The 9,520-nt window shown below is 66.8% G+C and carries 16 protein-coding genes; 5 read left to right on the top strand and 11 right to left on the bottom strand.

Annotated elements, in window-relative coordinates; translation table 11 throughout:
• The first annotated feature begins 63 nt into the window (after window positions 1-63).
• Window positions 64-438: a fluoride efflux transporter CrcB gene (crcB, locus tag QZ546_RS03980; RefSeq protein WP_294235038.1), complete on the top strand. Its 375-nt coding sequence runs from the start codon at window positions 64-66 to the stop codon at window positions 436-438.
• The gene (locus tag QZ546_RS03975; RefSeq protein WP_294235036.1) at window positions 435-1,529 is read left to right on the top strand and encodes an RluA family pseudouridine synthase; all 1,095 of its coding nucleotides are present in this window, start codon (window positions 435-437) and stop codon (window positions 1,527-1,529) included. The genes crcB and QZ546_RS03975 overlap by 4 nt, the downstream gene beginning before the upstream one ends.
• A 144-nt stretch (window positions 1,530-1,673) precedes the next feature.
• Here the strand turns inward: QZ546_RS03975 and QZ546_RS03970 are convergent, their stop codons facing one another.
• The 3 genes from QZ546_RS03970 to QZ546_RS03960 all read right to left on the bottom strand — a co-directional run bounded on the left by QZ546_RS03970 (window position 1,674) and on the right by QZ546_RS03960 (window position 3,096).
• On the bottom strand, window positions 1,674-2,243 hold the full coding sequence (locus tag QZ546_RS03970) for a hypothetical protein (protein WP_294235034.1): 570 nt from the start codon (window positions 2,241-2,243) through the stop codon (window positions 1,674-1,676).
• On the bottom strand, window positions 2,240-2,575 hold the full coding sequence (locus tag QZ546_RS03965; RefSeq protein ID WP_294235032.1) for a PadR family transcriptional regulator: 336 nt from the start codon (window positions 2,573-2,575) through the stop codon (window positions 2,240-2,242). Before QZ546_RS03965 ends, QZ546_RS03970 begins: the two co-directional genes overlap by 4 nt.
• Before the next feature lie 125 nt (window positions 2,576-2,700).
• Complete coding sequence (locus QZ546_RS03960) at window positions 2,701-3,096, bottom strand: glycine zipper 2TM domain-containing protein (RefSeq protein WP_294235030.1); 396 nt, start codon at window positions 3,094-3,096, stop codon at window positions 2,701-2,703.
• Between the two features lie 166 nt (window positions 3,097-3,262).
• On the opposite strand from QZ546_RS03960, the gene QZ546_RS03955 reads away from it, so the two are divergent.
• From QZ546_RS03955 to QZ546_RS03945, 3 genes are read left to right on the top strand one after another with little or no spacing between them, the layout of a single operon-like run.
• Entirely contained in the window at window positions 3,263-3,928 is a 666-nt protein-coding gene (locus QZ546_RS03955; RefSeq protein WP_294235028.1) for an HAD-IA family hydrolase, read from the top strand.
• Window positions 3,925-4,140, top strand: coding sequence for a hypothetical protein (locus tag QZ546_RS03950; RefSeq protein WP_294235024.1), 216 nt, complete (start codon window positions 3,925-3,927; stop codon window positions 4,138-4,140). Before QZ546_RS03955 ends, QZ546_RS03950 begins: the two co-directional genes overlap by 4 nt.
• Window positions 4,137-4,820 carry an ATP12 family chaperone protein gene (locus QZ546_RS03945; RefSeq protein WP_294235023.1) on the top strand — a complete coding sequence of 228 codons (684 nt, stop codon included), beginning with the start codon at window positions 4,137-4,139 and terminating at the stop codon, window positions 4,818-4,820. The genes QZ546_RS03950 and QZ546_RS03945 overlap by 4 nt, the downstream gene beginning before the upstream one ends.
• Window positions 4,821-4,974: 154 nt before the next feature.
• Here the strand turns inward: QZ546_RS03945 and gmk are convergent, their stop codons facing one another.
• The 8 genes from gmk to rsmI form a co-directional block, all read right to left on the bottom strand.
• Entirely contained in the window at window positions 4,975-5,634 is a 660-nt protein-coding gene (gmk, locus tag QZ546_RS03940) for a guanylate kinase (protein ID WP_294235021.1), read from the bottom strand.
• An 80-nt stretch (window positions 5,635-5,714) separates the two neighbouring features.
• Window positions 5,715-5,924 carry a hypothetical protein gene (locus QZ546_RS03935; protein WP_294235019.1) on the bottom strand — a complete coding sequence of 70 codons (210 nt, stop codon included), beginning with the start codon at window positions 5,922-5,924 and terminating at the stop codon, window positions 5,715-5,717.
• Window positions 5,921-6,130 carry a hypothetical protein gene (locus tag QZ546_RS03930; RefSeq protein ID WP_294235017.1) on the bottom strand — a complete coding sequence of 70 codons (210 nt, stop codon included), beginning with the start codon at window positions 6,128-6,130 and terminating at the stop codon, window positions 5,921-5,923. The genes QZ546_RS03935 and QZ546_RS03930 overlap by 4 nt, the downstream gene beginning before the upstream one ends.
• 191 nt (window positions 6,131-6,321) lie before the next feature.
• Window positions 6,322-7,284 carry a glutathione synthase gene (gshB, locus tag QZ546_RS03925; RefSeq protein ID WP_294235014.1) on the bottom strand — a complete coding sequence of 321 codons (963 nt, stop codon included), beginning with the start codon at window positions 7,282-7,284 and terminating at the stop codon, window positions 6,322-6,324.
• 61 nt (window positions 7,285-7,345) lie between these two features.
• On the bottom strand, window positions 7,346-7,720 hold the full coding sequence (locus QZ546_RS03920) for a YraN family protein (protein ID WP_294235012.1): 375 nt from the start codon (window positions 7,718-7,720) through the stop codon (window positions 7,346-7,348).
• Complete coding sequence (locus QZ546_RS03915) at window positions 7,717-8,067, bottom strand: hypothetical protein (protein ID WP_294235010.1); 351 nt, start codon at window positions 8,065-8,067, stop codon at window positions 7,717-7,719. Before QZ546_RS03915 ends, QZ546_RS03920 begins: the two co-directional genes overlap by 4 nt.
• A gap of 116 nt (window positions 8,068-8,183) precedes the next feature.
• Window positions 8,184-8,552 carry an STAS/SEC14 domain-containing protein gene (locus tag QZ546_RS03910; protein WP_294235007.1) on the bottom strand — a complete coding sequence of 123 codons (369 nt, stop codon included), beginning with the start codon at window positions 8,550-8,552 and terminating at the stop codon, window positions 8,184-8,186.
• 59 nt (window positions 8,553-8,611) lie between these two features.
• Window positions 8,612-9,481: a 16S rRNA (cytidine(1402)-2'-O)-methyltransferase gene (gene rsmI / locus QZ546_RS03905; protein WP_294235005.1), complete on the bottom strand. Its 870-nt coding sequence runs from the start codon at window positions 9,479-9,481 to the stop codon at window positions 8,612-8,614.
• Window positions 9,482-9,520 lie beyond the last annotated feature (39 nt).

Genomic DNA, 9,520 nt, shown 5'->3' with positions numbered 1-9,520 from the left:
GATTCGCCCCCCAATGCTTGTCCTTTGCGTGAAAGGCGCGGTTGCGCTAAGGGCGACAGGATCATGTCACCACTTCTTCTCGTGATGCTGGGCGGCGCGCTGGGCTCGGGGGGACGGTATCTGACGGGGCGCGTGCTGACCGATGCACTGGGCCCCGGCTTTCCTTACGGCACGCTCGCGGTCAACTGGTTCGGTTGTCTCGCCATGGGCGTGCTGGCGGGCGTGCTGGCCCGGACCGGGGCGGGCGAGGGGTGGCGGCTGTTCATCGGTGTCGGGATATTGGGGGGCTATACGACCTTCTCGTCCTTTTCGCTCGACACCATCACGCTGATCGAGCGGGGGCAGGGGGGTGTGGCCATGGCCTATATCGCCCTCTCGCTGCTGGGCTCGCTGGCCGCGCTATGGGCTGGGCTTTGGATGACGAGGATTTTTTCATGACGGACTCTGTCCGCCAATTTACGGTCGGGTATGACGACGACGGAATCCGTCTGGACCGCTGGTTCAAGCGGCATCTGCCCGAAACGAGCTTCACGACCGTCGCCAAATGGGCGCGTACCGGGCAGTTGCGCGTCGACGGTTCGCGCGCCACGCCGGGCGACCGGATCACGGCGGGCCAGGTGCTGCGCGTTCCGCCCGCCGAGCCCGCGCTGGCCGAAAGCAGCAAGCCGACGATGCGGCCGCGCCACATTCTGTCCGAGGATGAGGAGTCGTTTGCGCGCGAGATGGTGATCCACAAGGATCGCGACGCGCTGGTCCTCAACAAGCCGCCGGGGCTGGCGACGCAGGGCGGGACCAAGACGACCACCCATGTCGACGGCCTGCTCGACGCGTTGCAGTTCGAGGCGGAGGGGCGGCCCAAGCTGGTCCACCGGCTCGACAAGGATACCTCGGGCGCGCTGCTCGTCGCGCGCAATGCGCGGGCGGCGGCCTTCTTCGCCAAGGCCTTTTCGGGGCGCACCGCCAAGAAGATCTACTGGGCGCTGGTCGTCGGCGTCCCCTCGATCGAGGACGGCACGGTCGAACTGCCCATCGCCAAGCAGCCGGGGACCGGCGGCGAGAAGATGCATGTCGACGAAGAAAACGGCCAGGCCGCGCGCTCGCGCTACCGGGTGATCGAGCGGGCGGGCAATCGCTGCTGCTGGGTCGAGTTGCAGCCCTTTACGGGCCGCACCCACCAGCTTCGCGTGCATATGGCGGCGATCGGCCATCCGATCGTCGGCGACGGCAAATATGGCGGTGCGGCGGCGTTCCTGACCGGGGGGATCAGCCGCAAGATGCACTTGCACGCGCGGCGCATCCGGGTCGATCATCCCGATGGCGGCCGGATCGACCAGACCGCCGAGCTGCCCAGCCACTTCGCCGAGTCGATGAACCAGCTGGGCTTCGACGAGATTCGCGGCGACGTCCTGCCCCAGGACGAGGATCGCGGCCCCCCGTCCAAGGACGTGCTGAAGCAGCGCGCCAAGGCCCATGCCAAGCAATATCGCAAGGAACGGCGCGGCGAACGGCGGGGCCGGGGCGCACGGTAACACCAGGCCATTCCTCCCCTTGCAGGGGAGGTGGCAGGCCGAATGCCTGACGGAGGGGTGTCAGCGCTTGAGATCGGAGTGCCACCGGCGGTTAAACCCCTCCACCATGCTACGCATGGTCCCCCTCCCCTTGCAGGGGAGGAATTAAAGGCCGGTATGCCGCAACAAATGTCGTCCCGTCCCTCGCAGAACCAGCGTCGCCAGCGCATAACACCCCAGCGCTCCGGCAATGGCGACCGGCAGGATCCATAGCCCCATCATTTCCGGCGCGGCGGGCGGCTCGGTCATGATACCGAAGGCACCGCCTTGCGGCGGCGACCATAGCCCGACATGCGTCGGAAACAGCGGCTTGGCGATGGCAACGGCGGCCAGGCACAGCGCGAAGAGATAGAGCAGCATCGCCGCCAGCACCGCACCGAACGCCGCGACGCTGCGCCCCGACCGGACCAGCATCGCGCCGATCAGCGCCACCGGCCGGTCCTCGGCCAACGCGCCGGCCAGGCGATATTCCTGAACATAGCGCGCTGCCAGCGCATGGGGCGGACCCATCGCCCGGATCGTCGCATCGAACGAATCCGCGCCCGCAGCGAGGCTGTCGTTCAGATGGCTTTCGATTTCCCGCACCAGCCCGGCGCGATCCGCAGCGGGAATCGCCTGCAGCGACCAGCGCAGGCGGCGGACATAATCGGCGATCACGCGGGCAGGCTCGGTCATGACGGATCCTCGACAAGGGTGGTGATGGTGGTGCGGAATTCGATCCAGGCGGCGCGCATCGCCTCGGACAGCGCCGCGCCTTCGGGCGTCAGGCGATAATATTTGCGCGGATTGCCGCCCTCGGCCGGCAGCTCCCAACGGCCGGCGATTCGCCCTGCCTTTTCCAGCCGGGCGAGCAGCGGATAGAGGCTGCCCTCGCTGACCAGATCGCCGCCCGCCCGGATGCGCGCGAGGATCTCCAGGCCATAGGCTTCACCGCGCGACAGCACCGACAGCAACACGAGTTCGGCCGCGCCCTTGCGCAACTGCGATTGCCAGCTTCCGATATCCATGCGGCCTAGGTAATGGCATGTATCCTGTTATGCAAGGTACATGGCGATGACGCAGAAAGCCCCGCCGACCATAAGTCGACGGGGCTTCCGGATTTGGGGGAGGGGGACGTCGCGCCCCCATCCCGTTAGCGACGGCAATAGCCGGGGTTGTTCGACTTTTCGATCGCGTTACCGGCCAGCGCACCGGCGCCGCCGCCCAGGATCGTGCCGAGGGTGCGGTCGCCCCGGGTGTCGATCGTGCGGCCCAGCAGACCACCGGCGATCGCGCCGACAATGGTGCCCGTGGTGCCGCTGTTGCAGCGCTGCGGACCGCGATAGGCATAGCCGCGCTGGTCATAATAGCCACGGTCGCCCCGATAGCCGCGATCGTAACGCGGGCCACGGTTGTAACCGTCGGAATAGGCGTCGCCATAGGCGCGGTCATAGCGGTCGTAATAACGCTGCGCCGAAGCAGCGGTCGGAACCATGGCCGTGGCGCCGACGGCAAGGGCGGCGGCAGCGAGCGAAAGCTTCTTGAACATCACGATCTCCCTTGATCTTCAAACCGGCGGCGGCGGGGTGATTCCCGTCGTCGTTGAAGACCTTTTGCCCGATTCGCGCTGTTCGGATGCTGAATGCGGTTGTTAGCCAATGTTCATGCAAAACGTCATGCTTCCCCCGCGCAGGGCTTGCCGATAGGAGGGGGCGATGACGCGCCCGCGCCTTGCCCTGTTCGATTGCGACGGCACCCTGGTCGACAGCCAGGCCAATATCTACCTCGCAGCGGTCGAAGCCTTTCAGCTGTCCGACCTGGTCCCGCCGCCCGCCACCGCGATTCGCCGGATCGTGGGGCTGAGCCTGGTCGAGGCGATGCGCGTGCTGGCGCCCGATCTGCCGGAGGCGGTGCATCACCGACTGGCAAGCGACTATAAGGCCGCCTTCTTCCGCCTGCGTACCGAGGGCGCGATGGAGCCCGAGCCTTTGTTCGACGGCATTCCGGCGCTGCTCGACCATCTGGCGGGGCAGGGCTGGCTGATGGGCGTGGCCACGGGCAAGTCGGATCGCGGATTGGCGCGGGTGCTCGCCGAACATGGCCTGACGCATCATTTCGTCACGCTGCAGACGGCCGACCGGCATCCTTCCAAGCCCGATCCGTCCATGGTGCTCGCCGCCATGGCGGAAACGGGCGTGGCGGCCGAGGATGTCGCGATGATCGGCGATACGAGCTTCGACATGGCGATGGGCAGGGCGGCGGGCGCCTTCGCGATCGGTGTCGCCTGGGGATATCATGACGTGCACGAACTGGTGAACGCGGGCGCGGACGTCGTCGCGCAAGAGGTGGCGGACCTGCCCGCGCTGCTGGTGCGGCGATGAGCCGCGATACCCTGGCCCGGCGGCGCTGGTTCATCATCATGGCCGTCCGCCTGATCGGCGTGGCGGGGGCGCTGTTCGGCGTAATGCTGGCGTCGCGCGGGGTGGCTTGGCCGGAAAAGGCATTGGGCGTCGCCATCGTCTTCTCGGCGCTGGGCATGATCGCGATCGTCCCCGCCGGGCTGGCGCTTCGTTGGCGGAGCGGTGGCGAATGAAGCGCTTCTGGACCGAGGTGACCGTCGATGCCGATCGCGTCGTGCGGCTGGACGACAGGCCGGTGCGGACGCCCGGCCGCGTGCCGCTGGCGCTGCCCACGACCGCACTGGCCGAGGCGGTGGCGGACGAATGGCGCAGCGTCGCGGAGACGATCGACCCGCGCGCCATGCCGCTGACCGGGCTGGCCAATGCGGCGATCGACCGGATCGCGGCCGATGCGGCCCCCTTTGCCGAGGGGCTGGCGCGTTATGCCGAGAGCGACCTGCTCTGTTACCGCACCGACTCGCCGCCGGAACTGATCGAGCGGCAGGACAGGGTCTGGAACCCGCTGCTCGACTGGGCGCGTGATCGGTACGACATCCACTTCACGCTGGTGACGGGCATCATGCACCGGCCTCCGCCCGACGCGACGGTCGCGCGGCTGGCCCAGGCAGTCGAGGCGCTCGACCCGTTTCGTCTCGCGGCGCTTTCGCCGGTGGTGACGATCACCGGCTCGCTGGTGCTGGCGTTGGCGCTGCTGGAGGGCGCAGCGGACGCCGATGCCGTATGGACCGCCGCGCATGTCGACGAGGATTTCCAGGCCGAGCTATGGGGCGAGGATTATCTCGCGGTCGAAGCGCGCGAGGGCAAAAGGCGCGAGTTCGATGCGGCGGTGCGGTTTCTGAAGGCGCTGGGGTAGTTCGCGGAGCAAGCGGCGGGGCGTGGGCTTCGACTGCGCTCAGCCTGAACGGAGGTGAGGGAGCCCGGAGGACTTACCGCTCCGGTCGCCCCAATCCCCGCCCTCCGTTCGCTCTGAGCGAAGTCAAAGTGCACGGGATTCCCCCGCCCCGCGCTTATTTCGTCGTCAGCTTCCGAATGAACCCGATCAGCCCGGTCTGGCGCGAGCGCTTCAGGCGTTCGGCCTGGAGGATGGTCTTCACCCCCTGGAAACACTGCTCCACATCGTCATTGACCAGGACATAGTCGTAACCGTCCCAGTGGCTGACCTCGTTGGCGGCGCGGGCCATGCGGGCGTCGATCACCGCCACCGAGTCGGTCGCGCGGCGTTCAAGTCGCTGGCGCAGTTCCTCCATCGAGGGGGGGAAGATGAAGACGCGGACCACGTCGCCGCCCGCGATCTGGAACAGCTGCTGCGCGCCCTGCCAGTCGATGTCGAACAGCACGTCCTTGCCGGCCGCCAGCATCGCCTCGACCTGCGCGCGCGGGGTGCCATAGCGATTGTCGAAGACATGCGCCCATTCGAGGAATTCGTCATTCGCCACCATGCGGCGAAATTCCTCGAGGTCGACGAAGTGATAGTCCTTGCCGTCGACCTCGCCTGGGCGAATCCCGCGCGTCGTTGCGGACACCGACATCTGCAGATGGTCATCGTCCGCCAGCAGCTTGCGCGCGATGGTCGACTTGCCCGCGCCGGAGGGCGAGGACAGCACGAACAACATGCCGCGGCGCTTCAGCTTGTGGGGATCGTCGGGGTTGGCGGGCGAATTGGACATGCCTGCCTTTGACGCACGCAGTCGCAGCGCGTCAAGCCATGCTCGACGCGCTGCGACATATCGGCGAAATCGCCGGGGCTTTAGAAGCGGTCGCCCGAGACTTTGCCCGCCTTGTGCCGGTCATAGGCCTTTTTGGCCGCGTAACCGCCGCCCAGCAGCAGGCCAAGCGGCCCCAGGCGACGCATCCCGCCGACGGCCAGCGCACCCAGCGCCGCGCCCTTGAACCCGTCGCTACCTTCGCGACGGCTGATTTCGCGCCCGACGAGCGCGCCGATGATACGTCCGATCATGCTGCTTCTCCGAAAACCCGGTCCTTGATCTCGCCTGCGCCGCGCAGCACCGCCCAGCCCACCGCATAGGTGATGGCGAGCGGCAGCACGATTTTCAGAACATTGGCGGTCACCGCGCCGATGATCGCGCCATCCGCGACGCCGTCGTCGCCCGACATGCCGTCGATCGCGGCGCCCACCATGGCGCCGATGGTCGTTGCACCCATTGCCTATGCCCTTCGTTGCTCAGGGCAGGAAAAGCGCGGGAGGGGGGATGGGTTCCCAAGCCGAATTCTTCCTCCCCTGCAAGGGGAGGGGGACCAGCGAAGCTGGTGGAGGGGTGTCACCCCTATCGAGAGCGGGACACCCCTCCGTCGCGCTACGCGCGCCACCTCCCCTTGCAGGGGAGGAAAAAAGGTTATGCTTTCCCCGCGACCTTCGCTTCGATTGCGTCCCAGATCATCCCGGCGACATCCGTCCCGTCGAACTTTTCGATCGCGACGATGCCGGTGGGGGAAGTGACGTTGATCTCGGTCAGCCACTCGCCGCCAATCACGTCGATGCCGACGAACAGCAGCCCGCGCCGCTTTAGTTCCGGCCCCAGCACCGCGCAGATTTCGCGCTCGCGCGCCGTCAGTTCGGTCTTCTGCGCCGAGCCGCCGACCGCCAGGTTGGAGCGGATCTCGCCCTCGCCCGGCAGGCGGTTGATCGCGCCGGCGACCTCGCCGTCGATCAGGACGATGCGCTTGTCGCCCTTCGCCACCGCCGGAAGGAAGGCCTGCACCATATGCGGTTCGCGATAGGCGGTGTTGAACACCTCGATCAGCGCGGACAGGTTCGCGCCGTCCCGGCCGACCTTGAAGATCGCCTTGCCGCCATTGCCGTGCAGCGGCTTGATGACGATCTCGCCATGTTTGGCCAGGAAGGCCCGCGCCTCATCCAGCGAGCGAGTGACGAGGGTGGGCGGCATGAACTGCGGATAGTCGAGGACGAAGACCTTTTCCGGCGCGTTGCGCACGCTACGCGGGTTGTTGACGATCAGCGTCTTCTCGGCGACCCGCTCCAAGAGGTGGGTGGCGGTGATATAGCCCAGGTCGAAGGGCGGGTCCTGCCGCATCAGCACGACATCGGCCTCGTCGCCGAGATCGAGCTTCACCGGCTCGCCGAAGCGATAATGGTCGCCCGCGACCCGTTGCGCGGTGACGGGATGCGCCCGGGTCCAGAGATGCCCGTCCGACCAGTTGAGGTCGCCCGCGTCATAATGGAACAGCCTATGCCCGCGCGTCTGGGCGGAGAGCATCAGCGCGAAGGTCGAATCGCCCGCGATGTTGATCTGGTCCATCGGGTCCATCTGGACGGCGACGGTCAGCGGCTTGGACATGGGGCGTTCCTTCCTTCGGGCGGTCTTTACGGGCGGGAGGTAATCGCTGTCCGCGCGCCTGTCACCCACACCATGCGTTTTCGATGTGACGCGGCCGCGTGCCCGGTGCGAGCAGGATGACGTCGACCCGAATATCGTCGCCCGGCCCGGCATAATTCGGCATCAGCACCTCCGCCGCCGCCGCGACTCGCGCCAGCCGTCGTTCGTCGATCGCGAAGTCGAGTTCGGCGGCGGTCTTGCGGGTCTTCACCTCGACGAATGCGACCAGCGACCCGCGCCTGGCGATCAGGTCGACCTCACCCGCAGGCGTACGGACTCGGCGGTCGAGGATGGTCCAGCCTTTCAGCCGCAGCCACCAGGCGGCGAGCCTTTCACCGCGTCGGCCTGCTTCCTCTGCCCGTTGGCGTGTCCGGGTCTGTTCCCCATGCGGTCTCATTTCCAAGCGATCCGGGGCGCCGATCGCGCAATGGACCGGGATGTTTCGTCCGATCGCTCAACATCTATGATGTGGTGGGCGCAGAAGGGAAGCTCGGTCCCGAGCCACAGGCTATCATTTTCGGCAATGGAATATGGTTTGTTATCAAGGACGCCAAGATAGCCAAAAGATGTGCGTTCGCGGACGATGACCCACATCCGTTCATACTCTTCGATTGCGCCGGGGCCTCCGTCAGCATCGTCGAGCGTAATCCGAAAAATCAGCTTGGCAAGATCACCGGGTTCTAGCGCCTGGCGAACATCCAGGTGCGGAATCTTGAAGGTCGAAGGCGCGGCGGCGGCGTACATTTCGCCATTGTCCAGACACCATCCATCCTCTGACAAATCGGGCATTCGCATGACGAGTATTGGTCAACGATCAGCATGGCCCGTGTCAATCAAGACCATAAGGACGCTTCAGGCCCTCAAGCCGCCAATTCCTCCGGCGCGGTCAGCCAGGCCAGACTGTCCTCGGCAGGGTCGAATACCCGCAGATAGGGCTGGGTCATCAGCCGCCGGATCTGCTGTCGCCCGATCGCGCTGCCGTTGACCATCGCGATCCGGCTGGCGCGGGGAAAGTCGCGCAGCGCCTCGTGCACCGTCATGATCGCGTCCTTGGGCTGGACGTTGATCGCGGACATGTCGATGCGCAGGCGATAGCCGGGGCGGAAGCCGCTGCGCCGAAACGCCTCGACCAGCTCATGGGCGTAGCGGGTCGCGATTTCGGGCGTGAAATGCCCGGTCCACTTTATGTCGAGCAGGTTGAGATCGTGGCGAAAAGCGATGGCATACATGGTCCGGCTCCTGACTTGCCCTGCGCTCAACTTCCTTGCCGAATTGTTAACGCTGCCGCTCAGTCCGCCGCATCCGGCTCCTTCATCGCCAGCGCACGGGCGTAGAGCGCCTTGCGGTCGAGCCCCAGCGCCTTGGCGACCTCGCTCGCCGCGCGGCCTGCGGGCAGGCGGGTGAGCGCTTCGGCCAGCGCGGCGTCGGCATCCTGTTCGGTGGCGGGTGGCGCTTCGCCGGGAGGCGCGACGACGATCGCGATCTCGCCCTTCGGCCCGCCCTCGGCATAGCGCGCGGCGAGGGTGGAGAGGGTGCCGGTCACTGCCTCCTCGAACTTCTTGGTGATCTCACGCGTCACCGCTGCCTCGCGGTCGCCCAGGCCTTGCGCCAGTGCGGTCAGCGTCGCCGCCAGGCGCGGCCCCGATTCGTAGAGGACCAGGGTGGCGCGAATCGACGCGATCTCGGCGATCGCATCGGCGCGCGCCTTTTCCTTGGGCGGCAGGAAGCCCGCGAACAGGAAACGGTCGGTCGGCAGCCCCGCCAGCGTCAGCGCGGCGATGGCGGCGCAGGGCCCGGGGATCGTCACCACGGCATGGCCCGCCGCGCGCGCGTCGCGCACCAGCTTGTAACCGGGGTCGGAGATCAGCGGCGTGCCCGCGTCCGACACCAGGGCCACGGCCTGAGTCGCCATGCGCGCGATCAGGCCGGGGCGGACATGCTCGGCATTATGGTCGTGATAGGGCTGCATGGGCCGCTTCACGCCGATATGGCGGAGCAGCCCGGCGGTCACGCGGCTGTCCTCGACCGCGATGACATCGGCCTTCGTCAATATGTTGGCCGCGCGCGGGGACAGATCGCCGAGATTGCCGATGGGGGTCGCGACGATGTACAGGCCGGGTTCGAGAATAGGTTCGGATTGGGTCACGGGGATCGTCATGACAGAGGCAAGGCTGTTCGTACAACCGGGGGCCGCATA

Origin of the sequence: uncultured Sphingomonas sp., from assembly GCF_913062585.1 — a bacterium.
GTDB lineage: Bacteria > Pseudomonadota > Alphaproteobacteria > Sphingomonadales > Sphingomonadaceae > Sphingomonas.
This window is presented reverse-complemented; position numbering and strand designations above follow the sequence as displayed.

Bases quoted from the DNA above. Each gene is read 5' to 3' on its own strand.
- crcB (WP_294235038.1), top strand. From the start codon at position 64: ATGTCACCACTTCTTCTCGTGATGCTGGGCGGCGCGCTGGGCTCGGGG.
- QZ546_RS03975 (WP_294235036.1), top strand. From the start codon at position 435: ATGACGGACTCTGTCCGCCAATTTACGGTCGGGTATGACGACGACGGA.
- QZ546_RS03970 (WP_294235034.1), bottom strand. From the start codon at position 2,243: ATGACCGAGCCTGCCCGCGTGATCGCCGATTATGTCCGCCGCCTGCGC.
- QZ546_RS03965 (WP_294235032.1), bottom strand. From the start codon at position 2,575: ATGGATATCGGAAGCTGGCAATCGCAGTTGCGCAAGGGCGCGGCCGAA.
- QZ546_RS03960 (WP_294235030.1), bottom strand. From the start codon at position 3,096: ATGTTCAAGAAGCTTTCGCTCGCTGCCGCCGCCCTTGCCGTCGGCGCC.
- QZ546_RS03955 (WP_294235028.1), top strand. From the start codon at position 3,263: ATGACGCGCCCGCGCCTTGCCCTGTTCGATTGCGACGGCACCCTGGTC.
- QZ546_RS03950 (WP_294235024.1), top strand. From the start codon at position 3,925: ATGAGCCGCGATACCCTGGCCCGGCGGCGCTGGTTCATCATCATGGCC.
- QZ546_RS03945 (WP_294235023.1), top strand. From the start codon at position 4,137: ATGAAGCGCTTCTGGACCGAGGTGACCGTCGATGCCGATCGCGTCGTG.
- gmk (WP_294235021.1), bottom strand. From the start codon at position 5,634: ATGTCCAATTCGCCCGCCAACCCCGACGATCCCCACAAGCTGAAGCGC.
- QZ546_RS03935 (WP_294235019.1), bottom strand. From the start codon at position 5,924: ATGATCGGACGTATCATCGGCGCGCTCGTCGGGCGCGAAATCAGCCGT.
- QZ546_RS03930 (WP_294235017.1), bottom strand. From the start codon at position 6,130: ATGGGTGCAACGACCATCGGCGCCATGGTGGGCGCCGCGATCGACGGC.
- gshB (WP_294235014.1), bottom strand. From the start codon at position 7,284: ATGTCCAAGCCGCTGACCGTCGCCGTCCAGATGGACCCGATGGACCAG.
- QZ546_RS03920 (WP_294235012.1), bottom strand. From the start codon at position 7,720: ATGAGACCGCATGGGGAACAGACCCGGACACGCCAACGGGCAGAGGAA.
- QZ546_RS03915 (WP_294235010.1), bottom strand. From the start codon at position 8,067: ATGTACGCCGCCGCCGCGCCTTCGACCTTCAAGATTCCGCACCTGGAT.
- QZ546_RS03910 (WP_294235007.1), bottom strand. From the start codon at position 8,552: ATGTATGCCATCGCTTTTCGCCACGATCTCAACCTGCTCGACATAAAG.
- rsmI (WP_294235005.1), bottom strand. From the start codon at position 9,481: ATGACGATCCCCGTGACCCAATCCGAACCTATTCTCGAACCCGGCCTG.